Origin of the sequence: Shewanella xiamenensis (assembly GCF_024971755.1) — a bacterium.
Lineage (GTDB): Bacteria > Pseudomonadota > Gammaproteobacteria > Enterobacterales > Shewanellaceae > Shewanella > Shewanella xiamenensis.
This window is the reverse complement of the sequence record NZ_CP079718.1, coordinates 806,523-831,921: the sequence shown is the minus strand read 5'-3', so window position 1 is coordinate 831,921 and position 25,399 is coordinate 806,523. Positions and strand designations below refer to the sequence as shown.

The 25,399-nt window shown below is 48.5% G+C and carries 22 protein-coding genes; 5 read left to right on the top strand and 17 right to left on the bottom strand.

The features are described 5' to 3' along the window. Positions 1-114 precede the first annotated feature (114 nt). The 11 genes from murC to mraZ are packed head-to-tail and all read right to left on the bottom strand — an operon-like array spanning position 115 to position 12,660. Positions 115-1,581, bottom strand: coding sequence for a UDP-N-acetylmuramate--L-alanine ligase (gene murC, locus KXJ80_RS04740; RefSeq protein ID WP_037422821.1), 1,467 nt, complete (start codon positions 1,579-1,581; stop codon positions 115-117). A 2-nt stretch (positions 1,582-1,583) separates the two neighbouring features. Beyond that, on the bottom strand, positions 1,584-2,672 hold the full coding sequence (murG, locus tag KXJ80_RS04735) for an undecaprenyldiphospho-muramoylpentapeptide beta-N-acetylglucosaminyltransferase (RefSeq protein ID WP_037422824.1): 1,089 nt from the start codon (positions 2,670-2,672) through the stop codon (positions 1,584-1,586). Continuing rightward, on the bottom strand, positions 2,672-3,883 hold the full coding sequence (gene ftsW / locus KXJ80_RS04730; RefSeq protein WP_259474810.1) for a cell division protein FtsW: 1,212 nt from the start codon (positions 3,881-3,883) through the stop codon (positions 2,672-2,674). Before ftsW ends, murG begins: the two co-directional genes overlap by 1 nt. Then, on the bottom strand, positions 3,873-5,192 hold the full coding sequence (gene murD, locus KXJ80_RS04725) for a UDP-N-acetylmuramoyl-L-alanine--D-glutamate ligase (RefSeq protein WP_144346569.1): 1,320 nt from the start codon (positions 5,190-5,192) through the stop codon (positions 3,873-3,875). The genes ftsW and murD overlap by 11 nt, the downstream gene beginning before the upstream one ends. A 6-nt stretch (positions 5,193-5,198) precedes the next feature. Next, positions 5,199-6,281, bottom strand: coding sequence for a phospho-N-acetylmuramoyl-pentapeptide-transferase (mraY, locus tag KXJ80_RS04720; RefSeq protein WP_037422832.1), 1,083 nt, complete (start codon positions 6,279-6,281; stop codon positions 5,199-5,201). Next, complete coding sequence (locus tag KXJ80_RS04715) at positions 6,282-7,664, bottom strand: UDP-N-acetylmuramoyl-tripeptide--D-alanyl-D-alanine ligase (protein ID WP_047534511.1); 1,383 nt, start codon at positions 7,662-7,664, stop codon at positions 6,282-6,284. It lies immediately after the preceding gene. Further along, positions 7,664-9,142, bottom strand: coding sequence for a UDP-N-acetylmuramoyl-L-alanyl-D-glutamate--2,6-diaminopimelate ligase (gene murE / locus KXJ80_RS04710; protein ID WP_218678912.1), 1,479 nt, complete (start codon positions 9,140-9,142; stop codon positions 7,664-7,666). Before murE ends, KXJ80_RS04715 begins: the two co-directional genes overlap by 1 nt. Next, positions 9,139-10,890 carry a peptidoglycan D,D-transpeptidase FtsI family protein gene (locus tag KXJ80_RS04705; protein ID WP_037422838.1) on the bottom strand — a complete coding sequence of 584 codons (1,752 nt, stop codon included), beginning with the start codon at positions 10,888-10,890 and terminating at the stop codon, positions 9,139-9,141. Before KXJ80_RS04705 ends, murE begins: the two co-directional genes overlap by 4 nt. Before the next feature lie 13 nt (positions 10,891-10,903). Next, entirely contained in the window at positions 10,904-11,218 is a 315-nt protein-coding gene (gene ftsL / locus KXJ80_RS04700; protein WP_037422840.1) for a cell division protein FtsL, read from the bottom strand. Between the two features lie 11 nt (positions 11,219-11,229). Then, positions 11,230-12,171 (bottom strand): 16S rRNA (cytosine(1402)-N(4))-methyltransferase RsmH, encoded by a 942-nt coding sequence (gene rsmH / locus KXJ80_RS04695; protein ID WP_011624305.1) that lies wholly within the window; start codon positions 12,169-12,171, stop codon positions 11,230-11,232. Between the two features lie 30 nt (positions 12,172-12,201). Next, entirely contained in the window at positions 12,202-12,660 is a 459-nt protein-coding gene (mraZ, locus tag KXJ80_RS04690) for a division/cell wall cluster transcriptional repressor MraZ (protein WP_037428867.1), read from the bottom strand. A 492-nt stretch (positions 12,661-13,152) separates the two neighbouring features. Here mraZ and KXJ80_RS04685 point away from each other — a divergent pair, with 492 nt between their 5' ends. The 3 genes from KXJ80_RS04685 (at position 13,153) to KXJ80_RS04675 (ending at position 15,368) form a co-directional block, all read left to right on the top strand. Further along, positions 13,153-13,887: a peptidase gene (locus tag KXJ80_RS04685; protein WP_229777986.1), complete on the top strand. Its 735-nt coding sequence runs from the start codon at positions 13,153-13,155 to the stop codon at positions 13,885-13,887. Beyond that, positions 13,884-14,957, top strand: coding sequence for a PepSY domain-containing protein (locus KXJ80_RS04680; protein WP_218678267.1), 1,074 nt, complete (start codon positions 13,884-13,886; stop codon positions 14,955-14,957). Before KXJ80_RS04685 ends, KXJ80_RS04680 begins: the two co-directional genes overlap by 4 nt. Positions 14,958-15,050: 93 nt before the next feature. Beyond that, the gene (locus tag KXJ80_RS04675) at positions 15,051-15,368 is read left to right on the top strand and encodes a hypothetical protein (RefSeq protein ID WP_037422850.1); all 318 of its coding nucleotides are present in this window, start codon (positions 15,051-15,053) and stop codon (positions 15,366-15,368) included. Between the two features lie 69 nt (positions 15,369-15,437). Here KXJ80_RS04675 and glpK read toward each other — a convergent pair whose 3' ends face one another. Then, entirely contained in the window at positions 15,438-16,922 is a 1,485-nt protein-coding gene (glpK, locus tag KXJ80_RS04670) for a glycerol kinase GlpK (protein WP_188871871.1), read from the bottom strand. A 286-nt stretch (positions 16,923-17,208) separates the two neighbouring features. Between glpK and KXJ80_RS04665 the strand changes: the two genes are divergently transcribed. Beyond that, entirely contained in the window at positions 17,209-18,174 is a 966-nt protein-coding gene (locus KXJ80_RS04665) for an NAD(P)/FAD-dependent oxidoreductase (protein ID WP_256929845.1), read from the top strand. An 8-nt stretch (positions 18,175-18,182) separates the two neighbouring features. Then, positions 18,183-18,494, top strand: a complete 312-nt coding sequence (locus tag KXJ80_RS04660) for a hypothetical protein (protein ID WP_238560511.1) — start codon at positions 18,183-18,185, stop codon at positions 18,492-18,494. Between the two features lie 59 nt (positions 18,495-18,553). Here the strand turns inward: KXJ80_RS04660 and KXJ80_RS04655 are convergent, their stop codons facing one another. The 5 genes from KXJ80_RS04655 to leuA form a co-directional block, all read right to left on the bottom strand. Next, the gene (locus tag KXJ80_RS04655; RefSeq protein WP_218737919.1) at positions 18,554-19,900 is read right to left on the bottom strand and encodes an outer membrane protein transport protein; all 1,347 of its coding nucleotides are present in this window, start codon (positions 19,898-19,900) and stop codon (positions 18,554-18,556) included. A 529-nt stretch (positions 19,901-20,429) separates the two neighbouring features. Beyond that, complete coding sequence (gene leuD / locus KXJ80_RS04650; RefSeq protein WP_259474533.1) at positions 20,430-21,035, bottom strand: 3-isopropylmalate dehydratase small subunit; 606 nt, start codon at positions 21,033-21,035, stop codon at positions 20,430-20,432. A 24-nt stretch (positions 21,036-21,059) separates the two neighbouring features. Continuing rightward, the gene (leuC, locus tag KXJ80_RS04645; protein WP_203432605.1) at positions 21,060-22,484 is read right to left on the bottom strand and encodes a 3-isopropylmalate dehydratase large subunit; all 1,425 of its coding nucleotides are present in this window, start codon (positions 22,482-22,484) and stop codon (positions 21,060-21,062) included. Beyond that, positions 22,484-23,578 (bottom strand): 3-isopropylmalate dehydrogenase, encoded by a 1,095-nt coding sequence (gene leuB / locus KXJ80_RS04640; protein WP_203432604.1) that lies wholly within the window; start codon positions 23,576-23,578, stop codon positions 22,484-22,486. The genes leuC and leuB overlap by 1 nt, the downstream gene beginning before the upstream one ends. A gap of 51 nt (positions 23,579-23,629) precedes the next feature. Continuing rightward, entirely contained in the window at positions 23,630-25,198 is a 1,569-nt protein-coding gene (leuA, locus tag KXJ80_RS04635; protein WP_047534488.1) for a 2-isopropylmalate synthase, read from the bottom strand. Positions 25,199-25,399: the final 201 nt, after the last annotated feature.

Sequence of the window (25,399 nt, the reverse complement as noted above, 5' to 3'; positions counted from 1 at the left end):
ACGTTTGTTTCCACCCTTCAACGACACTACTAAAAACCACAGAAAACCGGCCATTATATAGCGCTAAAACCTCGGATCAACATTTCCTTTAAATCCAAGTTGTCACGCAATTCATCAAGGTTTTACCTCGGTTGTCACAGCCGTGCTAAAGCCTAATTCAGTGGCGGCTAACTGACGCGACAAGGCACCTATATTACCTGCACCTTGGGTCAACAATAAATCCCCTTCCTGCAACACATCGGGTAGCACTTCGGCTAACTGATCTGGGCTAGCAATAAAGATGGGGTCTAACTGCCCACGCAAACGAATCGAACGGCATAGAGCCCGACCGTCGGCGCCAGGGATCGGTGCTTCACCGGCACTATACACATCGAGCAATAGCAAGCAATCTACCTGAGATAACACTTCAATAAAGTCTTCGTACAGATCGCGAGTACGAGTGTATCTGTGTGGCTGATAAGCCATCACTAAACGTTTGTCAGGCCAGCCTGCACGCGCCGCTTTAATGGTCGCCGCCACTTCGCTGGGGTGGTGACCATAATCATCCACTAACATCACTTCGCCCTTTGGCGTCGCGAACTTGCCTAAGTGTTGGAAACGACGACCAATACCCTGGAATTCAGCCAAGGCTTGAATGATGGCGCTATCATCAATTTCATCTTCTGTCGCCACGGCAATCGCTGCCAGTGCATTTAATACATTGTGCTGACCCGGCAGATTAAGCAGCAGGTCTAAATCTTCTTTGCCTTTACGTCTGACGGTAAAGCGGCATTGGTGACCCTGCTGATGGAAATTCAGCGCCTGCACATCGGCATCATCACTGAAGCCATAGGTGATCATATGACGACCTATACGCGGCATAATCTCACGTACGACTGGATCATCGATACAAACGACAGCCACGCCATAGAAAGGCAGGTTATGTAAAAAATCCACGAAGGTCGATTTGAGCTTTTCAAAATCACCACCGTAGGTATCCATATGATCGGCTTCGATATTCGTCACTACGCTGACCATAGGTTGCAGATGCAGGAAGCTCGCATCACTTTCGTCTGCTTCGGCAATCAGATAACGACTCGTGCCTAAGCGGGCATTGGTGCCAGCGCTGTTAAGTAAACCACCGATAACAAAAGTTGGATCGCGCCCCGCTTGACCATACAAACTGGCAATCAAACTGGTGGTCGTGGTTTTACCGTGAGTTCCTGCAATCGCTACACCATGGCGATAACGCATCAACTCAGCCAACATCTCAGCGCGGCGCACGATAGGAATACGCAATTCCTTCGCCGCAATAATCTCTGGATTCTCAGGATTAATCGCGGTCGAGACCACCACCACATCGGCTTGCTGCACGTTATCGGCGCCATGGCCGATATGGATTTTCGCGCCCAGCAGGCATAGTCTGTCAGTCACGGCGTTTTGCGCGATGTCAGAACCACTGACAACATACCCTTCGTTTACTAATACTTCAGCGATCCCGCCCATGCCCGCGCCGCCAATGCCGACGAAATGAATACGCTTAATCCGGCGCATTTCTGGGATCATACTTCTTAGCTGTAAGTATCTTTCTGTCTTAGTCATACCTATCCTTTCTCGGCGAGAGCGATACACACTTGGGCCACCTGTTCGGTTGCATCCAGTACGGCAACATCTCTCGCTCTTTGGCCCATTTGGGCTAATTCTGCTCTGTCATTGGCGAGTAACTGTAATTTACTCACCAGTTTATTCACGTCCAAGATGGCCTGTGGCAATAGGAAAGCGGCGCCAGCCTCAACCAATACTTGAGCGTTACGGGTTTGGTGATCATCCACTGCATGGGGATAAGGCACCAGAATACTCGGAAGTCCCACCGCCGCTAACTCGGATACCGTCAGCGCGCCAGCGCGGCACAATACCACATCTGCCCAGCGATAGGCGGCTTCCATGTCATCAATAAATTCGGCAACGTTAACGCCGCCCTCTTGTCCTTGCTGTTGATAAGCCGACTTGACTCCTGTCAGATTATCCTTACCCACTTGATGCCAAACCGTAATCGACTGCTGTTTACTGAGCGCAGCCACGACTTCAGGCATTAAGTCGTTAAAGACTTTGGCGCCTAAACTGCCACCTACCACCAAGACTTTTAAGGCATCATCCGCTGCTTGCTTAGGCTCGGCACCTAAAGCAATTAACTCGCGACGGATGGGGTTACCCACCACCTTTGCTTTAACCTGAGTGAAGGTATTTTTAAAGGCGCATAATACTTGGCTAGCAATCCGCGAGAGTAATTTATTGGTCATTCCCGGAATGGCATTTTGCTCATGCAACACTAAAGGCACGCCCGCTAATTTCGCGGCCACACCACCAGGGCCACTGGCAAAACCGCCCATCCCTAGCACCACATCGGGTTTAAATTCGGCAATCACTGCCTTGGCTTGCAGAATCGATCGCACCACTTTAAAAGGCGCCGCCAATTTACGCACTAAGCCATTGCCACGCACGCCCTTAATGTCGATAAAATCGATGTCGAAGCCATACTGAGGCACTAAACGCGCCTCCATGCGGTCGGCGGTGCCTAACCAACGCACTTGCCAACCTTGCTGCGCTAAATATTTTGCCACCGCGAGCGCCGGGAACACATGTCCACCCGTGCCGCCTGCCATGACTAAAATACGTTTACCCGCGTCGGTCATTACTTCAATCTCCCTTGCACGGCCTGAACTAAACTCATGCGCCGCTCATAATCGATGCGTAGCAATGTCATTGCCGCCGCAGTCATGACCCATAAACTACTACCGCCGTAACTCACAAAGGGCAGTGTTAACCCTTTAGTAGGTAACATACCAATGCTTGCGCCCACATTAACGACGGTCTGAAAACAGATCCAAATCCCAATGGCATAGGCCAGATAACCCTCGAAGGCTTTGTCCATCACCAGACATAAATTGCCGAGGCGAATGGCCCTTAATGCCACAAACAGCAACACGGATAACACCGCGATAATGCCGATAAACCCTAACTCTTCACCAATCACGGCAAAGATAAAGTCGGTATGCGCCTCGGGGAGGTACTCCAACTTTTGAATACTGTTGCCAAGGCCTTGGCCGAACCAATCACCCCGGCCGTAGGCCATCAGCGATTGAGTTAACTGGTAGCCACTACCAAACGGATCTTGCCAAGGGTCTAAAAACGATGTCACCCGGCGCATACGATAAGGCTCGAGCAGTACCAGCGCGACGAAAGCTAAAATGCCAGCAAAGATCAGCGCGAAAAAGTCCAGCAACCGAGCACCCGCGAGAAACAACAGTCCAACAGTGCCGACGAACAACACCACCACAGTGCCTAAGTCGGGCTGCATCAAAATCAAAATCGCGTAAATCGCAAATACCGCAATCGGCTTATAGAAGCCCTTAGCATTTTCACGTACTTCCTGATGACGGCGCACCAGATAGCCCGCCATGTACACAGAAAACGCAAACTTAGCGACCTCGGCCACTTGAATACGGATTAGGCCGATTGATAACCAACGGGTCGCGCCGTTTACGGTAGTTCCCACAACCAGTACTGCCAGTAACATCAAAAATACAACCAGCAGCATGATAGGGCTCATCCGCTGCCAAGTTTGCATTTCAACCCTCAGCACAAATGCGGCAATCACTAAACATCCCAACAGATAACCCACATGGCGAGTCATAAAATGGAATGGGTTACCCGTCAGTGTTTGTGCCTCGGGCATAGAGGCAGACATCACCATTACAAAACCAAAGCCAATCAAAGACAAAACAGCAGTGAGCAAAGCCCGATCGTACAATTGTGCGCCCGGGACTTCGGTATCTCGTTGCCAGTTAGGCAGTGCATTCAGCACTCGCCCAAACAGGCTGAGCTGTCTTGCATCACTCGCCATCGAGTCGCTCCACTTGGCTTCTAAAATCATCACCACGAGCCATAAAGTTGCTGTACATATCCAGACTTGCACAGGCGGGCGACAACAACACAATATCACCCGAAGTCGCTAATTGAGCGGCCTTAGCAACAGCGGCAGCCATTGAATCAACCTTAATAGCGCCTTCTTTCAGCGCGGCAATCTTATTGCCATCTCTACCTAAGGTAATGAGGTGAGTCACTTTTGTTAACGGCTCGGCCAGTGGACTGAAATCCGCACCTTTACCATCGCCGCCAGCAATCAAAATAATGTCGCCGAGGTGATCGCTTAAACCATCAAGGGCCGCAACAGTAGCCCCCACATTGGTTGCTTTAGAGTCATTCACATAAGTCACACCACCTTTGACCCCTACCACTTCGCAACGGTGAGAAAGGCCAGTAAAGGTGCGAGCCACTTTGGCCATCACTTGCTTATCCACACCCACCGCGTAGACCAGCGCCATTGCAGCAAGTAGGTTGGCATGGTTATGGCTACCAATCAGCGACACTTCGGTGATTGGCATGATTTCACTGTGGCCGTGATAAATCTTGCTGTCGCAAATGCCCCACTCGTCGCCTTCAGGCGGCGCTAAACCAAAGCTGTTTTGGTTCATGGGTTCAGTTGGGATAGTCAGCGCATCATCACGGTTAAAAATGATGGAACGGCTTTGATGATACAAACGTAGTTTGGCCTTCCGATAGGCATCCATATCGCTGTACCTGTCCATATGATCTTCCGTCACGTTTAAACAGGTTGATGCCACACAATTCAAGCTATGGGTGGTTTCAAGCTGGAAACTCGATAACTCAAGCACAAAAATATCCGCATTCTCTTGCAGCAAATCCAGCGCCGGAGTACCAATATTGCCGCCCACAGCAACAGCAATGCCTGCTTCACGCAGCATTTCACCCACTAAGGTGGTCACTGTCGTTTTGCCATTTGAGCCCGTAATCCCAATCACACAAGGTTTACGATCGGCAATTTCACGGGCAAATAACTCAACATCACCAATGACTTCAATCCCCATATCCAGTGCCGCGCGCACTTCGGGAGTATCAATCGCAATCCCAGGGCTGATAATGATTTGCGTCGCCTGCACTAGATAACGGCAATCAAATCCGCCAGCAATTAATTGCACCTCAGGGAATGAGCTTGCCAGTGTTTCGGCACCGGGAGGCTGGCGACGGCTATCCATCACCAACGGCGTAATGCCTTTTCCACACAAATAGCGCACTACCGAGAGCCCTGTGGCACCCAAACCTAATACTATGTGTGAATAATGACTTTGCATGAATGATTACCTTAACTTCAACGTGGCTAAGCCGAGCAACACTAAGAAAATAGAGATAATCCAAAAGCGGACAATCACGCGTGGTTCAGGCCAACCTTTTAACTCGTAGTGGTGATGGATAGGCGCCATGCGGAATATCCGTTGACCGCGTAATTTGTAAGAACCGACCTGCAATATCACTGACACGGTTTCCATGACAAACACCCCGCCCATGATCACTAACAGGATTTCTTGGCGAACTAATACCGCAATCGCACCTAATGCAGCCCCTAAAGAAAGAGAACCCACATCGCCCATAAAGACCTGTGCTGGATAAGTGTTAAACCATAAAAAGCCTAAACCTGCGCCCACAATCGCGGTGCAAACGATCACCAGCTCACCAGAGCCTGGTAAATGCGGAATATGCAGGTAATTGGCAAACTGAGCATGGCCAGACAGATAAGCAATCAAGGCAAATGCGGCTGCTACCATTACCGTTGGCATAATCGCCAAGCCATCGAGACCGTCGGTTAAATTCACCGCGTTGCTTGAACCCACGATAGTAAAGTAGGCCAATACGATAAACACAGCGCCCAGTTGTGGCATCACGTCCTTAAAGAAAGGTACGACTAACTGGGTTTCACCCGGGTTAGACGCTGTGGTGTAGAGGAAGAAAGCAATAATTAACGCTGCTAAAGATTGCAGAATATACTTCCAGCGCGCAATTAATCCCTTAGTATCTTTACGTACCACTTTGCGGTAATCATCAATAAAGCCAATCATGCCGAAGCTGCCTAAAACAAACAGCATCACCCAAACATAACGGCTACCAAGATCGCCCCATAACAGCACACTGATAAAGATGGCCGCAAGGATCAGTAAACCACCCATAGTGGGCGTTCCGCGCTTACTGAAATGCGACTCAGGACCATCATTACGCACCACTTGACCAATTTGCATCAACTGTAAGCGCTCGATAAGTTTAGGACCCCACCATAAACTAAATACTAATGCGGTTAACAAGCCCAAAATGGCTCGAAACGTCACATAGGAAAATACGTTAAACCCAGTGTGAAAACGGGTTAAATACTCGGCCAGATACACCAGCATCTACACTAACTCCCCACGCCCGAAGGCTACTGTTAGGCCATCCACGACCCGCTCCATTGCGGCACTTCGTGAACCTTTAACTAAAACCGTCACCTGTCCCGGCAACTGGTTGATGTGTTTTATGAGTTTTTCTACTAACGTCGCCACGCTATCATGGTGCTCCGCCCCGAAAGCTTGGCTAGTATGCTGAGTCAAGGTGCCAGTACAGAACAGGGCATCGATCCCCTGTTGCTTTGCCAGTTGTCCCAGTTCAGCGTGTAAAAGGGGCGCATTGTCGCCTAATTCGCCCAAATCTCCCAGTACCAAACAACGATTTTCAGAAATTTCCTTTAACCAAGCGATAGCCGCCCCCACGGATACAGGGTTAGCGTTATAGCTATCATCGATTAAACGGACTCGGCCTAATTGAGTCGGCTGCATACGTCCCTTAACGGGGATCAGTTTGCTTAAGCCTTCGGCGATCTCTTTTAGAGTTAATCCTAATGCGATACAAACACTTGCAGCAGCTAAGGCATTGCTGACTTGATGACGTCCCGCTAAAGGTAAGGTCACTTCGCAGGACTCACCCGCATAATTAAGAATAAAGCGGTAACAACCATCGCTATTGGCTTTATGACCTGTCGCAATCACATCGATTTGGCGTTTCGCCGCGCCTTCCTGCTGGGAGAAGCTCAATTGTTTATAATGCTTGGCTTTAACACGCATCACATCAGCAAAGGCGTCGTCGGCATTAATAATCGCAGTACCGCCTTGTTGCAGATGGTTATAAATTTCCGATTTTGCCTGCGCCACACCGGCCTGCGAGCCAAAGCCTTCTAAATGGGCACTGCCGACGTTATTGACTAACGCCACATGCGGACGGACCAATGCAGAGGTGTAATCAATCTCGCCTTTATGGTTAGCCCCTAACTCAAATACCCCATACTTATCTTCGGGGGTTAAGCGCAGTAGGGTTAAAGGTACGCCGATTTCATTATTAAAATTACCCGCGGTGTAAAGTACTTGATGCTTAGCCGACAAAATAGTGGCAATCATCTCTTTCACGCTGGTTTTGCCGTTAGAGCCAGTTAATGCCACACAAATAGGATTCACTTGGTCGCGGACATAGGCGCCAATCGCGCCCATGGCCTTTTGGCAATCAGCAACAATTAGCTGCGGAATATCAAAGGCCAATTCACGTTCAACCAGTAATGCAATGGCGCCATTTTCAATTGCCGTGGCCGCAAAATCATGGCCATCAAACCGCTCACCCTTTAAGGCGACGAAAAGGGTCGCGGGGCCGATTTTACGGCTATCGCTGCTTAATGCTTGGATGGTGACATCGTCACCGACTCGATGCGCACCTAAGTATTGGCTCAGTGCCCCGAGGGAAATTGGGATCATTAGCGTTGCTCCGATAACTGACGTGCCAGGGCGCGTTCATCATAGTCATGACGCACACCTGCCGCCTCTTGGTAAGTTTCATGGCCTTTGCCCGCAAGCAAAATCACATCCCCAGATTTAGCCTGTGCGACGACTTGTTTAATCGCAGCCACACGGTCAACCTCGGTCAGCGCTCGCTCTGGGTGAGTCAGCCCTTGGATAATATCGGTAATAATTTGGTTAGGATCTTCGCTGCGGGCATTATCGCTAGTCACCATAATGCGATCGGCAAATTGCTCCGCCGCACGCCCCATTAAAGGCCGCTTACCCTTGTCACGGTCGCCACCGCAGCCAAACACGCACCAAAGCTCCCCTGCACAGTGACGACGCAGGGCATTAAGTGCCTGTTCAATCGCATCGGGGGTGTGGGCATAATCGACGACTAAGGTGATGTTGTCCGCGGTGGTAAAACGTTCCATACGGCCAGCAACGGGCACTAAGTAAGGTACCTTGGCAGCTAATGCACGCATATCCATTCCCTGTAAATACAGGGCTGATAGTGCAGCGAGTAAATTCGAGAGGTTAAAAGCGCCTAATAACGGCGAACGAATATCGATTTCGCCCTCGGGCCAGACTAAGGTCGCCTGCACGCCTTGGTCGTTAAATTGGGCATTCTTAGTGTAAAACGCAGCATCGGTATGCGCTTCAATGCTAAAACCCCACATCTTCGCAGGAACGTTTGCCAGCTCGGATAACCAAGCGACGCCCACGGGATCATCGAGATTCAGTAGGCCGTGGCGCAGAGAGTCGAAGCGAAACAGCATTTGCTTGGCCGCGGCATAGTTTTCCATATCACCGTGGTAGTCCAAGTGATCACGGGTCAGGTTAGTAAATACCGCCACATCGAAGGGCACTGCATCGACTCGCCCTTGGACTAAACCATGGCTCGAGACTTCCATCGCACAGGTATTTACACCTTTATCTGCAAACTCATGCAGTTGGTGCATTAAGGTAATGGCATCGGCGGTCGTATTGCCGCTATCGACTAACTCGCCCCACAGGCCATTGCCGAGCGTGCCCATCACCGCCGCTTTACCCTCAAGCAGCGTCACTAATTGCGCGCACAATTGGCTTGTCGAAGTTTTGCCATTAGTCCCTGTAATACCCACAATGGCCATAGATTGACCTTGAACAACGGGATAACGCACCGCAGCCACCGCTGAAACGTGCTTCGCTAAGTCGTAGAAGTAAATCTGCACGCCTTGCTCAGCCGCAATAACTTTGCCCTGCTCTTGGGGATTATCCGTATGCACTAACACCGCCGCCGCACCTTGGGCTAAGGCTTTATCAATAAATTGACGACCATCGACCTTGTGTCCTGGCAGCGCTAAAAACACATCGCCGCGACGTATTGCGCGGCTATCTAGAGTCAAATCTTGGAAGGTTTGTTCGCCCGCGTAGGGGAACCAAGGAGCGAGTAGATCCCTTAATAACATTATTCAGTTCTCCCGGCGAGACCCGCCAATTGCACCTGTTCTTTATCGGAAATGGGTTCAACATTTAACATTTGCAGTGCGCCTGACATCACCTTAGCGAAAGCAGGCCCTGCCACTGAACCACCATAATAGAGATCGCCCTTAGGTTCATTGACCACAACGACGATAGCGAGTTTGGGATTATTCACCGGCGCAACGCCTGCAAATAACGCAACATAATCATCACCATAACCACCGGCTACCGCCTTACGGCTGGTGCCCGACTTACCTGCGACGGGATAACCATCGATATGCGCAAGCGTACCTGTACCACCTTTTTCGGTGACACCCACCATCATTTGCAGCACGTCTCTAGCCACTTCTTCTGAAATCACCCGTTCACCTTCGGGCGGCTTTTTAAGTTTTAAAATCGATACTGGATATAAAGTGCCGCCATTGCCTAAAGTCGCGTACATCCGCGCTAATTGCAGCGTCGTCGCGGTTAAGCCGTAACCAAAGGATAACGTGGCACGCTCAAAGTCAGACCAACGGTGACGATCTTGGATAAGGCCTGCGCTTTCTCCCGTTAAGTTAATCCCTGAAAAACTACCTAATCCCATGGATTGATAAGTGCCGAGTAACTGCTGTACAGGAATCGACAGGGCTAATTTACTAATGCCCACGTTACTGGATTTGGCCAAAATACGCGCTAGCGTCATATCACCGTAGTTAGATGCATCACGCACTTGGCGTCCACCTAAACGCATCCAACCTGGAGAGGTTGGGATCACATCAGTGGATTTAACGGTGCCCGCTTCTAACGCCGCCGCAACAACAAAAGGTTTAATGGTCGAGCCGGGCTCGAAGGTGTCCGTCATCGCGCGGTTACGCATTCTGAAGGTTTGAAAATTATCACGGGAATTAGGGTTGAAGGAGGGCGTATTCGCCATCGCTAACACTTCACCCGTGTGGATATCGAGTACCACAATCGACCCTGATGTCGCTTGGTTCATTTCTGTGGTGCGCTTTAACTCTCGATAGGCAAGCTGCTGGATCCTATGGTCGATACTCAGGACAAGATCATTTGGGCTTTCGCCTTCTTGGACGATATCGAGGCGCTCAACCACATGACCATCACGTGACTTACGTACTTTCTGTTTGGATGGCGTACCAGTAAGCCAACTGTTATAGGCATTTTCAACGCCTTCAATACCCACATCATCGATATTAGTGATACCGATAAGTTGGGCAGTTATCTCACCACCGGGATAGTAACGGCGAGACTCAGACTTTAAAAATACCCCAGGCAATTTAAGCTGAGTTATGTAATCAGCCACCGCGGGAGTCACTTGACGCTTAAGGTAGGTAAAACGTTTAGTTGGATTGCTACGGACTTTATCGAGTACGTCTTCAACGGGTTCGTGTAATACGTCAGCCAGTGCTTGCCAACGACGCATATCTGTAAAGCCATTGCTATCGTTAACTTGCTTTGGATCTGCCCACACTGCACGCACTGGCACACTCACCGCCAGCATATCCCCATTGCGATCAGTAATTAAGCCACGCTGTACCTCACGACTGGTAGTACGTAACGTACGCATATCGCTCTCATGGCGAAGCTTATCAGGCTCAATAATTTGGATATAAGCAGCACGACCCACCAGGCTTGAAAACATCGCAAATACAAAACCAACCACGACGTATAACCGCCAATGGATCAGTTGTGGCTTTTGCTTTTTGCTTGCCTGTTTGGTTTTTGCTTGCCTAATCATATCTTCCCTATGTTCACGGCACCTTTACCACAACTTCTTCGCTGGGTAATGGGCGACTCATGTTGAGATCCTTCGATGCAATCCGCGTAATTCGGCTATGCTCCGTTTGGGATTGCTCTTCCAATAATAAATTGCGCCACTCGATATCTAACCTGTCACGCTCCTGCAATAGCAGATCCCATTCAGTAGTGAGTTTGCGACTCACATGGCTGGTATACACCACAGCCACAGCATTACTGAGCACGAGCAGGGCAAGTAACAAAATCCATTTGTGTTGCCAAAGGTCGTGTAATACAACCTGTGGTAGACTCAATGAGGGCTTACTCATTTACTTGCCCTCTAATAATCTAGTCGCTCGGCAATGCGTAATACCGAACTACGGGCTCTTGCATTGCGTTCAATTTCCTCATCGGATGGCATAATCGCCTTGCCAATGGCGCGTAGTTTACGCGACTTATTAATCTGATCTTCAGTGATGGGTAAACCATGAGGCACACTCTCACCTTGACTGTGGCGGCGGATAAATCGCTTCACTATGCGGTCTTCTAAGGAGTGAAAGCTGATAATCGATAAGCGGCCCTGCGGAGCAAGCACGGTTAATGCACCTTCAAGTGCTTGATCAATTTGATCTAACTCACTATTGATATAGATACGTATTGCCTGAAACACGCGGGTGGCAGGGTGTTTATTACGCTCTTTATTTTTGGTGATCCGCGCAATTAAATCGGCTAAATCTTTGGTACGTAAAAACGGGGTTTTATCGCGGTCGGCAGCAATGCAACGGGCAATATGACGAGCATTTTTCTCTTCGCCATAGGTTTTGAATACCCATGCCATATCTTCAATTTCAGCACGGGCTAACCACTGGGCAGCGGTTTCACCTTGGCTATTGTCCATGCGCATGTCGAGTGGACCATCACGCAAAAAGCTAAAACCACGTTCTGCATCATCGAGCTGCGGTGAGGACACGCCTAAGTCGAGTAACACACCATCAATCTTGCCAACCAGACCAAGCTCTTCGACGTAATCGGCTAACTGACCAAAGCCACCGTGTACGATTTGAAAACGGGGATCATCGGCAAATTGTTTAGCAGCTTCAATAGCCTGAGGATCGCGGTCGATCGCAATCAGGCGTCCGTTTTCACCCAGTCTTTGCAATACTTGTCTTGAATGACCACCGCGGCCAAACGTGCCATCAATATAGATGCCATCGTCTTTAATGTTTAAACCGCCAACCGTTTCTTCGAGCAAAACGGATAAATGGGCAAATTCTTGACTCATTAATTTCTTCTTATTTAATTATGCGACTCGTTAGAGTGAAAAATCAGCCAGACGCTCGTTGTTAGCAAGCTCCTCGCTTCGAATCGTTTCCTGACACTCATCAATTTGCTGCAGCCAAGCTTGCTCATCCCACAGCTCAAATTTGTTTAACTGTCCCACCAGCATGATGCGTTTATCTAAATTGGCATATTGCCTTAGCGGTGGAGGCAGTAATATGCGTCCGTTGCTATCGAGCTCCACCTCATGGGCATAGCCCAGCAACATGCGCTTAAGGGATCGTTGGGTTTTATCTGTATCCGAAAGCTTGAGCAACTTAGCTTCAATCAACTCCCATTCGTGGAGGGGATAAAGGAGCAAACACGCAGATTGAATATCGACTGTGATGACGATGCGGCCCTGGTGCTCTAGTTGCAAAGGTTCGCGGTATCGCACTGGAATAGCGATCCGTCCCTTTGTATCTAAGTTGATAGCACTGGCTCCACGAAACACGCTAATTCATCCTATCCTTTGCTTTTTGATCCACAAATATCCACTATTTCCCACAAATGCTAAGTTTAGGGATAGTCGACAAGCATTGTCAAGGGATGGGATCCTTTTATAAAGCCAGTCGGCAAGCGGGTTAGCAGCATGTTGACCCCATAACTTAGCGACAATGTTTTGACAAAATGAGCAGCTTAAAATCAGCTAAACGGTGGAAACCATAGAAATAAAAAGCGGACAAAAAAACAGCAGCCTTTTGCTTTCAGGCAGTTGCAATGAAATTTCTGCCACAAAATTTCGGTAAATGTGGGATTTTCCTCATAGGTAAATCACGCTAGACTCACAACGCGTAACAAAACAAACCTAAAATTAACCTTTTTGTGATCCCGTGAAGTGTAAAATTTCAGCATAAATAGCTGAAATTTTATTTTTGGTTGTAGATTTATTCTGCAATTAGGTGAGTATTTTTATTTCACGATTGCGAGGAAGATCAAAACTCCCATGGGATTAACTCAAAATAAATCGCCTATGACCGCAACTCAGATCCGCACCTACCACAAATGGTTTGCACTCCTCGCCGCCTTTCAATTGTTAATATGGATTGCAACAGGTGCATATATGGTATGGATGGATATCGAGTTTATCCGTGGCAAACCTCTGGCAAACAAGAACAATGCCGCAATTTTCCATGTAGAAGCTCCCGCTTATAGCTTGACGGATTTCATCAAAACTCACCCAGATGCAACAGAAATCAATTTATATGCTCACCAAAGCACACTCTTTTATAGCGCCAAAATAGCGGGGAAATTACAGCGTTTTAGCACTGTGACGGGAGAATTATTACCCCTCTTAAATCAACAACAAGCACTCGACACCGCTCAGCAACTATACACGGGCAAGGCTAAGATCATCCATTCAACACTCCACCAGCAAACAGCACCGAATGAAATCTCCCTCCGCGCATTACCTGTATGGCAGTTGGAGTTGGACGATGCAATGAACTCGACACTCTATATCTCCGCGGTCACAGGACAATTGGTCAGCGCTCGACATAATTACTGGCGGCTGTTCGATATAATGTGGATGCTGCACATTATGGACTACAAGACTCGGGAGAATGTGCAGAACCCGTTACTCACGGTAATGAGTACACTCGCCCTATTGACCGCACTCTTTGGTATCGCGTTGAGCTATATCAGTTTTCGCAATACTAACTCCCAAGAGGAGCCAAAATGAGCTTCTCAAACAAACGGAATGCTGAGAGTAAACGCCATATCAGTTTAGTGATGCAAACTCTACACAAATGGCTATCACTTATTGCTGGCCTGCAACTGTTGATTTGGATCGTAACAGGACTGGCCTTTAACCTGATTGACGAGCGTTTTTTCGATGCGAACCCATATCGCACTACGCATCAAACAGCGAGTCCCACTACTGCACTCGCCCCCACGGCTAATCTACTGCAACAATATCAAGCAGAAGGCATTATCGAGCTTAAGTTGACTTCAGTGCTTAGCCGCGCAGTGTATGCCCTCACAACAACTCAGCAAAACCGCTGGTTTTGGGCCGACTCACTCCAACCGCTATCCTTGCATGATGCCGAGATACTCGCTATTGCCAAACAGAGTTACTCAGGCCCTGGTGAACTCAGCGCACCGCAAATCCTCACCCATGAAACGCCATTCGACGCCAGTGGCCCAGTTGCTATGCTGACAGCCGCGGACAAAGTAGGCACTCGGATTTATATCGATACAGCCTCGGGCCTGATTCTTGCCCACCAAAATCGCCAATCGGATCTTAAAGATCTGCTGTTTATGCTGCATTTTATGGATTATGCTCCCGATAATGGCATTGGTTTTAACCACGTATTGGTACAACTTGTCAGCATTGCCGCGCTGTTATTAGGTCTTTCGGGGATTTACATCCTTGGGCATAAATTCCATCAAGGTCAGTTATCACTCCCTTTCTTTAGACGCAAGGCCGCAACAGGAAAACTGGCGCTTTATACTCAGGACAATCAGCCTCTTGCTGAATTTACCGAGCTCAATGGCACTTATTTAGAAAGCATTAATCGAGGGAGTGAAAGGCTAAGAACCCAATGTGGCGGTGGCGGACGCTGCGGCCTGTGTAAACTAAGGTTTGTCGAGCAGGCGCCCAGTCCCAATGATTATGATCTGGATAAACTCACCACAGCAGAGCTTGAACAGGGCATTCGCCTAAGCTGCCAACACAAGGCCAGCCCTAGCAAACTTGCACTCGTCACTAAGGCGCAACACAGATATTGGCCAAAGTCAGAGTGCCAGTAGAGTGTCGCGCATAGGCTTCAATCGGCGTATAGTCTAAATATTGAGCAGCCCCTGCCGATAAAGGGTTAAGTGGTCATAAACCAAGGAGGCGCTATGAGTGGATTGGACAGTCTTTACGCTATGCTGGCTCAGCCAGTAAAACCCGTATTAACCCCAAAGCGGATCGTTGATCAGGTGAGCAGTGCCACCGCCAATGCGCCCGATAGCCATGAAACGCCGCAGTCGCAATTGCCACCCACCTTAGATGCGAAAGTCAGAGAAAGACGTAAACAGGATAATGCCAGTCGCAATAAAAAACGCCGCGCAGCGGACAAACAAGATTTAAAAGAAGGAAAAGTACTTGAAGTCACTGACGATACCGCTGACACAGCGCAGCCAGCTAACAAACATATTATCGATATCGAAGTTTAACGTGCTGGCCCTTAAATAAGTAAGGCGCAACCTTAGGATGCGCCTTATGTGTTTTAAGCCTAAACGAAACTAAGAACGCGTTCTTGCCACCGCATCTTGCCAACCAGCGTATAACTGCTCCCTTTTACTCACATCAATATTCGGTTTGAAGTGTTTATCGATACAGGCCTTATGCTCCAGCTCAGTTACCGAGTGCCAAAATCCAACGGCCAGCCCTGCTAAGAATGCCGCACCCAAAGCGGTCGTTTCACAAACACTCGGCCGTAACACTTCAACATCGGTAATATCTGCTTGAAATTGCATTAAAAAGTCATTTGCGACCGCGCCACCATCCACTTTCAAACGCTTTAGGCTGACGCCACTGTCTTTGATCATGGCATCGAGCAAATCCTTGCTCTGGTAGGCAATCGACTCTAATGCCGCGCGGATAATATGATTACGGTTAGCACCGCGCGTTAATCCAAATAATGCACCACGGGCATTGGGGTCCCAATAGGGTGCGCCGAGCCCCACAAAAGCGGGGACTAAATACACCCCATTAGTATCCGCCACTTTAGAGGCAAAATATTCGGTATCGCTGGCGTCGCGAATAAGTCCCAGCTCATCCCGCAACCATTGAATAGTCGCACCGCCCATAAATACTGAGCCTTCGAGGGCGTAGTTCACTTCACCTTGCGCACCTACCGCCACTGTGGTTAATAAACCATGGGATGAACGCACGGCGTTGTTACCTGTGTTCATCAGCAAAAAGCAGCCTGTACCATAAGTGTTTTTGGCCATTCCCGGCTCAACACAGAGCTGGCCAAAGAGCGCCGCCTGTTGATCGCCCGCAATCCCCGCCAGTGGAATTTCACTGCCCTCACCGGCAATACGGGTTGTGCCATAGACACTGCAGGAAGGTTTTACTTCGGGCAACATGGCGGCAGGAATATCGAGCGCCTCAAGCAGCTTACTATCCCAACTCAAGCTATGGATGTTAAACAGCAACGTGCGAGCGGCGTTGGTGGGATCGGTCACATGCACTTTGCCTTCCGTGAGTTTCCACAGTAACCAAGTGTCAACCGTACCAAATAACAGTTCACCTCGTTTGGCCTTCGCACGTGCATCCGGCACATTATCTAAGATCCATTTGATCTTAGTGCCTGAAAAATAAGGATCGAGTAAAAGGCCGGTATTCTCACGCACATAATCTTCTAAGCCGTGCGCTTTCAGTTGCTCACAGATCTCAGCGCTGCGGCGACACTGCCAGACAATGGCATTGTAAACCGGTTTACCGGTTGCCTTTTCCCAAACAACGGTGGTTTCCCGCTGATTGGTAATACCAATCGCCGCCACTTCATCGCTGTGAATCCCCGCTCGAGCCAACGACTCAATAAGCACTGAACTTTGGCTTGCCCAAATCTCCATTGGATCGTGTTCAACCCAGCCGGGATTAGGATAAAGTTGAGTAAACTCCCGCTGTGAAACACTGACAATATTGGCATCGTGGTCAAATACAATCGCCCTTGAGCTGGTTGTGCCTTGATCTAGGGCCACCACATATTTCTTTTGCACTGTTATTTCCTTCCATTACACCAAGCAGAAATCAGAGAAGCGATGCAAGACATTCCACTCGGGATTTATCATGGGATTGAATATATTCGTAATAATCCCGCTTGACCAGCGCTCTATAAATCAGAGCACCATCCCAACTAATTGATAAAAAGCATTGTAATTCGATTGCAAAAAATGACATTCCTTCTACGCTTAAGTCATTAGAAAAATCTAATTGACCATATTTAGATAACACAAAGACCAAGGTAGGTTGTTTGTTAACAATATCGATTTGAAGGAATAGATAATGAAAAAAATCATTGTGATTGGGGCGGGATTAGGTGGCGTATCAGTGTCATTTGAACTCAAACAACGATTACCCTCCGATTGTGAAATCGGCGTGATAAGTGAGGGCACTGATTTTCAATTTGTGCCTTCTAATCCTTGGGTCGCCCTCGGTGAACGTACACGTGAAGACATTAGCCTACCCATTGGGACTTACTTGGCTAAACGCAAAATAAGTTATTCGGGTGAAGGTGTTACCCATATAGACCCACTCAACAAAAAGCTCACTTTAGGGGATGGTACAACAAATAATTACGACTATTTAGTCATCTGCACAGGCCCTAAACTCGCCTTTGAAAACGTCCCAGGTTCGGGCCCTGAAGGGTTTACTCAATCTATTTGTACCATTGATCACGCCGAAAAAGCCTATGAATGCTTTCAACAACTGCTCGCAAAACCCGGCCCAGTGGTAGTAGGCGCATTGCAAGGGGCAAGTTGTTTTGGTCCAGCCTATGAGTATGTGTTATCCCTAGAAAGCTTATTACGTAAACATAAAGTTCGTCAGCATATCCCTATTACCTTTGTGACCAGTGAGCCCTATGTGGGTCATATGGGGCTCGGTGGCGTTGGGGACTCTAAGTCACTTATGGAACATGAATTTAGAGAACGTAGCATCAAGTGGATTTGCAATGCTAAAACAACCCACTTTGAATCAGGTATGGCTTATGTTGACGAATTGGATCGAAAGGGCGAAGTAGAATTCCAACATACCTTACCCTTCTCCTTGGCGATGTTTTTACCGCCCTTCAAGGGCAGTGCAGCCATTGCATCGGTACCTGAGCTATGTAACGAGAAAGGCTTTGTTCTCACCGACTCCTTCCAACGATCACCACGTTACCCAGAAATCTATGCCGCTGGAGTTTGTGTCGCGCTGCCACCACTGGAAAAAACCCCGTACCGATTGGCGTACCCAAAACAGGTTTTATGATTGAATCGATGACGACAGCAATTGTGGATAACATCCTTGCGAACCTAAAAGGAGAGCCACCACAAACCCACCCAACACTCAACGCCATTTGTTTAGCTGATATGGGAGATAAAGGCGCCGCTTTTGTGGCTCTGCCGCAAAATCCACCCCGTAATGCTAACTGGACGTCCATGGGTAAATGGGTGCATGTGGCCAAAATTGCCTTTGAGAAATACTTTCTTTACAAAGTCCGCAACGGCACCAGCGAGCCTATTTACGAAAAATACGTGCTCGGAAGTTTAGGGATCCATCGAACACATGGCCCAAAAGATACTGAGTAGCCCTAACACTTAGAGACAAAAAAGCCCTGAGAATTCAGGGCTTTTTAATTATTTAGGCATTACATCTTATAACTCATTTGAATACCTGCTAACCAAACATCACCGCTCGCTTCACCGTTAAAGTTAACAGTCGCGAGGTTTAACAGATTTTGCTGCTCGTTGATTGGCGCATCACCCGTGGCGCGGATATAAGTCAGCGCGAAATCAACATTCAGGTTTTTAGTTGCCTGATAACCGGCACCAACAGAGAACCACAGACGATCTGAGTCAGGGATAGTTGTTGTACGCCATTCATTAGTTGCCGCCGTTTTATCTAAGGCAACACCAGCTCGAACTAACCAATCATTGCTCACTTGGTAAGTCGTACCTAAAGCAAAACGCCAGTTATCTTCAAAGTGCTCTTCTTTCACTAAGTCAGACTCTAAACCACCCTTTGGTTTTACTTCACCAGGGAAGTAAGCCACTAACTGATCGAATACACTCCAATCGGTCCAGTTAACACTGGCGTGCATCGCCCAGTTATCCGTTAATTGGTGATAGGACGACAGTTCGGCAAACGCAGGTAACTCAAGGGGTAAATAACCTTCGATTGACAGATTTTGACCACCATCGTAAATCACCCCCGAAGCATGACCATCTAGATCAAGCTGCACGCCACTGTGGTAAGCCAAACCTAAACGATGGGCAGGGTTAATTTGCCAGCTAGCACCGAGTTGCCAACCGTAGCCAATGTCATCACCCTTCATGCTTTTGAGTTCAGTGCCACCAGGAGGCAGCATACCAGCTACTTGTGGAGGTAAACCGGGTTTAATTTTATCCACCCAGCCCGGTAACGAAGCACCGATTTCACCTTCGCCATAAACGATACGCACACCACCACCAACACTGACGGCATCATTGATGCGGTACGCAATGTTTGGATTAAACTCAACGGTCGTTACTGATGTCTTGTTACCAAAAATGGCCGCAGCATGGGTCGCTGGCAATTCAGTGGCGAGACCATAGTTAGAGTTTACCGCTAGACCCCAAGTCCATTGGTCATTTAACTGATTGGAATAATAGAAGTTAGGTACCAAAGCGTCATCGGCTACGTCGATAGCATCACCGTTCATCACGATTGGATTAGGACCAAGCAGAGGCGAGCTTAGGCTTACATCACCTTTTACATCCACATTTGGCATCACATAGATACCACCAGCAGATAACTGGCGACCTTCTAAATAGGTCAGCATCGCAGGGTTGCGCGCTTGTGCCGAAGCATTATCCGCCATCGCAGCTTCACCGGCGAAGGCACGGCCTAGGCCAGTTGCTGAGTATTCGGCAAGTTGAAAACCTGCGGCATGGACTTGAGTCGTTGTACTTAATAGGGCCGCAGTCACAGCCAAAGTCAGAAGACGTTTTTGCATCATTATTCTCGAAAAATATTATTGTTATCTTGTGCCATTCACGGGATCACAATGGCGCTCACACAAAATAGAGCAAACACTCCATATTGAATGCTCGGCAGTTTACTGATGCAGAAGATGTTTGCAACAAGCGAGAATAAAACAGATAAAAAAACTAGCCAAAACAATCTAATCAATATTTTTAGTGAGGCAAATCACTTTTAAAACAAGAATAATCAGTGCATTTCCAAAGATAGATTTGCTGAAAGCATTTTCAAGGCAAGCACCACAAGAGTTAAATTAATTTAAAAACAATAAATTAAATAACATAAAACTCATAAACACTTGTAAGCCATTTTATTCATAAAAATTCAGCACAAATCACTATCGATCATTTTCCTTACCATACAGGAAAGTCACCCTTCATTTTAAACTAATAAATACAATAAATTACATTTAGCCGCTTAAGCAGAAATAACAAAAACGCCTAGTTTTCGAACTAGGCGTTTAAGATTAACATCTATTAAGGTACAAGTGTTCGCCGAATAGCTCAGCGTCGCCAACTTGGGATTTGTGATTCGTATTCGCTGATCTGCGTCCCGTGGGATAAGGTCAATCCAATGGCATCTAATCCATTCAGCAATTTATGTCGCGCCGACTCGGCCAGTGTAAAGCTAAACTCAGCGCCAGAAGGCGATGTCACCTTACAAGTGGTTAAGTCGACGGTGATTTGTGCGCCTTCTTCGCTCGCCACCTCATCCATTAACTGACGCACTTCACTCGCGCTAAGCTTCACCGGCAGTAAACCGTTATTGATGGAGTTTCCATAAAAAATATCGGCAAAGCTCGGGGCGATAATGGCGCGCAGGCCAAAATCCGCCAATGCCCACGGGGCGTGTTCACGGCTAGAACCACAGCCAAAGTTTTCCTGCGCCAGCAGAATCGAGGCGCCGCTATAGCGAGGTTTGTTTAGGGTGAACTCAGGGTTTGGCACATCTCCCGCATCATCGAAATAGCGCCAATCGTGAAATAAGTGCACGCCGAATCCATCGCGCGTCACCTTAGATAAAAATTGCTTCGGGGTAATTTGATCGGTATCGATATTGGCGCTGTCGATCATCACCGCAAGCCCGGTATGGCAAGTAAAAGGTTGCATTAACTTCTCCTGTTGGGATGACGGTTAGTAAGGTTTACGGATATCGACAAAATGCCCTGCGATTGCCGCCGCTGCCGCCATCGCCGGACTCACCAAATGGGTGCGACTACCACGACCTTGGCGCCCTTCGAAGTTACGGTTACTGGTCGAGGCGCAGCGATCGCCCGCCTCTAATCTGTCATCGTTCATCGCCAAACACATAGAGCAGCCCGGTAAACGCCATTCGAATCCAGCCTCGATAAAGATTTTATCTAAGCCTTCGGCCTCGGCCTGTGCCTTCACTTGGCCAGAACCAGGTACTACGATTGCCGTAACGCCCGCAGCCACTTTGCGCCCTTTGGCATGCTTCGCCGCGCTGCGTAAATCTTCAATCCGCGAGTTAGTGCAAGATCCGATAAAGACCTTATTGATCGCCACAGCTGTCATTGGCGTACCAGCAGTTAAGCCGATATAGTCCAGTGCTTTTTCCATGCTAGCGCGAATCGTTGGATTCACCTCATCGGCAGGATTTGGCACAAGCGCATCGATAGCAACGACTTGTCCTGGGTTAGTGCCCCACGTGAGCTGCGGCGCGATATCGGCAGCATCCAACACCACGGTGGCATCAAACTCAGCGCCAACATCGGTTTTCAGTGTTTTCCACTCAGCTACCGCCTGCACCCAATCTTCGCCCTTCGGTGCAAATTCACGACCTTCTAGGTAATCGAAAGTGATTTGATCCGGCGCAACCATGCCAGCCTTAGCGCCCATTTCAATCGCCATATTGCAGACTGTCATGCGCCCTTCCATCGACAATGCTTCAATGGCCTCACCAGAAAACTCAACCACATAGCCAGTACCGCCATCCATACCTATCTTACCGATAATCGCCAGTACGATATCTTTAGCCGTTACGCCATCGGTAACCTGACCACGGACTTCGATTTTCATGGTTTTGGCTTTTAATTGGCGCAGAGTTTGGGTTGCCAATACATGCTCCACCTCGGAAGTGCCAATACCGAAGGCCAAGGCGCCAAAGGCGCCGTGGGTCGCGGTGTGAGAATCACCACAGACGATCACAGTGCCGGGTAAGGTAATCCCAAGCTCAGGCCCCATAACATGCACAATCCCTTGATTCGGATGGTGAATATCATATAAGCGCACGCCGAAGTCTTTACAGTTTTGCGCCAAGGTCTCGACCTGAGTACGAGCCATCGGGCTTAAGGCATCGAGACTGGCACTGCGTGTCGAAGTGTTGTGATCCATGGTGGCAAAGGTTTTCTCTGGGGCACGTAATTTACGCCCAGCTACTTTTAAGCCACTAAAGGCTTGAGGCGATGTCACTTCGTGAACCAAGTGTCTGTCGACATAAATGATCGGTGCTTCACCCTCGGGAGTTGCTACAACGTGAGCATCCCACACCTTTTGATACAGGGTTTTCGGAGCGCTTGATATTGAAGGATTAGTCATTACACACCTGCCTTAACTGCATCGGCGATAAAGTTGCCCATTTCGACCGTCGATTTAGCCTTATGGCGTTGGTCGCTACTTAATAGCTCACCGGTTAAGTAGCCAGAATTGAGCGCCTTACTTACTGCACGTTCAATCGCGCTTGCTGCTTCTTCTTGCTTTAAGCTGTGGCGCAGCATCAATGCAGCCGACAAAATTTGTGCGATCGGGTTAGCAATACCTTTACCTGCGATATCCGGCGCACTACCACCAGCAGGCTCAAATAAACCAAAGCCAGTGCTATTCATACTCGCTGAAGACAACAAGCCCATGGAACCAGTCAACATGGCGATTTCGTCCGATAGAATGTCACCAAATAAGTTAGAGCACAGCATCACGTCAAACTCATCGGGGCGGCGCAGCAACTGCATGGTCGCGTTGTCGATATAGATGTGTTCAAGTTCAACATCGGGGAAATCCACCGCCACTTCTTCTACCACTTGGCGCCACAATACCGAACAAGCTAAGACGTTTGCCTTATCGACCGAAGTGACTTTTTTACGGCGTCCGCGGGCGGCTTCAAAGGCAATGCGCGCAATACGGGCAATCTCGCGGCGACTATAACGCATGGTATCGAAGGCTTCTTCGCTCTCACCTTCACCTTGGCGCCCCTTAGGCTTGCCGAAGTAGATCCCACCCGTTAACTCACGCACGCAGAGAACATCGAAACCTCTTGCAGAAATATCGCTGCGCAGCGGTGACATATGTTCTAAACCATCATGCAATTTAGCGGGGCGTAGGTTACAAAACAGTTCGAAGTGACCCCGTAGCGGTAACAATGCACCGCGCTCGGGCTGATCATTGGGCGGCAGTTTTTCCCATTTTGGGCCACCGACAGAGCCGAATAGAATGGCATCGGCCGCTTCACAGCCTTTCAGTGTTGCCTCTGGCAATGGACAGCCATGATTGTCGATGGCGATACCGCCAACATCATATTCAGTGTATTCAATATTAAGACCAAAACGTGCCTCAACCGCCTTTAACACCTTACGCGCCTCGGCCATCACTTCAGGCCCAATGCCATCCCCGGCTAATACTGCAATTTGATAACTCATACGCCCGCTCACTCCTTCAATGTGAAAACTTTATGCTCGATATTACCTTGGCTATACGCCGCCCAGCTCTTTGTTTTTATGCATATTCTGTTTGTAATCTGCAACCTTATCGGCGCGGCATGTCAGGTTCATCACGTGCACTAATGCACGGGCAGATGCCTCAACCACGTCGGTCGCTAACCCGACACCGTGGAAATTTTGCTCATGGTAAACCGCGGTAATATCAACTTGGCCGAGCGCATTTTGTCCTACGCCCTTAGCACCCAATTTGTAGCTGATGATATCGATACGGCGGTCAGTCGCACGGGCGATAGCATTATAGGCAGCATCAACAGGGCCATTGCCTGTAGCGGCCTCAGTTTTAATCTCACCGCCGACATCAATACGTACCGTCGCCGTGGCCACGCCTTCGGTTGAGTCAGATTGCACCACTAACTGCTGTAATTGATAAAAGTTATCTTCTGCGGCTTGTGTCTCCATGAAGGCTAAGGCTTCTAAGTCATAATCGAAGACTTGGCCCTTTTTATCCGCCAATTTTAAAAACTGTTCGTACAGGGCATCCAAGTTGTAATCCTGCTCGCTATAGCCCATTTCCTCCATGCGATGCTTAATCACATGACGGCCGGAGCGCGAGGTCATATTCAGATTGTTACGATTCAGGCCGATGCTCTCTGGCGTCATAATTTCATAAGTGTTTTGCGCTTTTAACATGCCATCTTGGTGAATCCCCGACGAATGGGTAAAGGCATTAGCGCCAACAATCGCCTTATTCGACTGGATTGGCATATTGCACAACTGGCTGACTAAATTTGAGGTTCGGTGAATTTCCTTCGCATTGATCCCCGTTTCAAACCCTAGCAGGTTCTTACGGGTCGCTAAGATCATGGCGATCTCTTCTAAAGAACAGTTACCCGCACGCTCACCAATCCCATTCATGGTACATTCGATTTGGCGCGCGCCATGCTGCACAGCAGTAATCGAATTGGCGACCGACAGACCTAAGTCATCGTGGCAGTGAACCGAAATAATGGCTTGGTCGATATTCGGTACGCGATTAAACAGGGTTTGAATAATGCCACCAAACTCGCTTGGCACTGTGTAACCCACGGTATCTGGGATATTGATAGTGCGAGCCCCCGCATGAATCGCCGCTTCCACCATACGGCACAAATTATCAATCGGTGTACGCCCCGCATCTTCGCATGAAAATTCAACATCATCGGTAAAACGACGGGCATATTTCACTGCACCGACCGCCATTTCCAACACTTGCTCGAATGAACGTTTTAATTTGCTCTCAACATGGATGGTCGAGGTGGAGATAAACGTATGAATGCGGAACTGATCAGCCACCGATAATGCTTGAGCGGCGGCATCAATATCTTTTTCCAAGGCGCGGGATAATGCGCACACTCGGCTATTTTTAATGGTGCGAGCAATGGTTTGCACCGACTCAAAATCACCGGGGGAAGATACGGGAAATCCCACTTCCATGACGTCAACACCAAGACGTTCCAGCGCCATGGCGATCTGTAACTTTTCTTTGACTGACAAGCTAGCGGCTAATGCCTGCTCGCCATCACGTAACGTGGTATCAAATATAATGACTCTGTTAGACATCGGGTTTCTCCATGGAACGTCACCGTTCATTATTTAACTTTTGCTGTATTCAGATACAAAAAACCCCGCAACATCGGTGCGGGGTTTATGAGTGTTTTGCCTATCTATCGAGCGAGCAACACTAAGACCTCCGCGTTTGTGGCGCGAGAGATAGAAGGAGGAGGTCGAGTTTGCTGCTAATTCTATTCATTTAAATTAAAT

What these genes read in the sequence shown, in the direction of transcription:
- KXJ80_RS04680 (WP_218678267.1), top strand. Translation starts at nt 13,884, where the DNA reads ATGAGCTTCTCAAACAAACGGAATGCTGAGAGTAAACGCCATATCAGT.
- murG (WP_037422824.1), bottom strand. Translation starts at nt 2,672, where the DNA reads ATGACCGACGCGGGTAAACGTATTTTAGTCATGGCAGGCGGCACGGGT.
- leuD (WP_259474533.1), bottom strand. Translation starts at nt 21,035, where the DNA reads ATGCAACCTTTTACTTGCCATACCGGGCTTGCGGTGATGATCGACAGC.
- KXJ80_RS04655 (WP_218737919.1), bottom strand. Translation starts at nt 19,900, where the DNA reads ATGCAAAAACGTCTTCTGACTTTGGCTGTGACTGCGGCCCTATTAAGT.
- rsmH (WP_011624305.1), bottom strand. Translation starts at nt 12,171, where the DNA reads ATGAGTCAAGAATTTGCCCATTTATCCGTTTTGCTCGAAGAAACGGTT.
- KXJ80_RS04685 (WP_229777986.1), top strand. Translation starts at nt 13,153, where the DNA reads ATGGGATTAACTCAAAATAAATCGCCTATGACCGCAACTCAGATCCGC.
- KXJ80_RS04665 (WP_256929845.1), top strand. Translation starts at nt 17,209, where the DNA reads ATGAAAAAAATCATTGTGATTGGGGCGGGATTAGGTGGCGTATCAGTG.
- murD (WP_144346569.1), bottom strand. Translation starts at nt 5,192, where the DNA reads ATGCAAAGTCATTATTCACACATAGTATTAGGTTTGGGTGCCACAGGG.
- leuB (WP_203432604.1), bottom strand. Translation starts at nt 23,578, where the DNA reads ATGAGTTATCAAATTGCAGTATTAGCCGGGGATGGCATTGGGCCTGAA.
- KXJ80_RS04675 (WP_037422850.1), top strand. Translation starts at nt 15,051, where the DNA reads ATGAGTGGATTGGACAGTCTTTACGCTATGCTGGCTCAGCCAGTAAAA.
- mraY (WP_037422832.1), bottom strand. Translation starts at nt 6,281, where the DNA reads ATGCTGGTGTATCTGGCCGAGTATTTAACCCGTTTTCACACTGGGTTT.
- KXJ80_RS04705 (WP_037422838.1), bottom strand. Translation starts at nt 10,890, where the DNA reads ATGATTAGGCAAGCAAAAACCAAACAGGCAAGCAAAAAGCAAAAGCCA.
- ftsW (WP_259474810.1), bottom strand. Translation starts at nt 3,883, where the DNA reads ATGGCGAGTGATGCAAGACAGCTCAGCCTGTTTGGGCGAGTGCTGAAT.
- murC (WP_037422821.1), bottom strand. Translation starts at nt 1,581, where the DNA reads ATGACTAAGACAGAAAGATACTTACAGCTAAGAAGTATGATCCCAGAA.
- KXJ80_RS04715 (WP_047534511.1), bottom strand. Translation starts at nt 7,664, where the DNA reads ATGATCCCAATTTCCCTCGGGGCACTGAGCCAATACTTAGGTGCGCAT.
- ftsL (WP_037422840.1), bottom strand. Translation starts at nt 11,218, where the DNA reads ATGAGTAAGCCCTCATTGAGTCTACCACAGGTTGTATTACACGACCTT.
- leuA (WP_047534488.1), bottom strand. Translation starts at nt 25,198, where the DNA reads ATGTCTAACAGAGTCATTATATTTGATACCACGTTACGTGATGGCGAG.
- KXJ80_RS04660 (WP_238560511.1), top strand. Translation starts at nt 18,183, where the DNA reads ATGACGACAGCAATTGTGGATAACATCCTTGCGAACCTAAAAGGAGAG.
- leuC (WP_203432605.1), bottom strand. Translation starts at nt 22,484, where the DNA reads ATGACTAATCCTTCAATATCAAGCGCTCCGAAAACCCTGTATCAAAAG.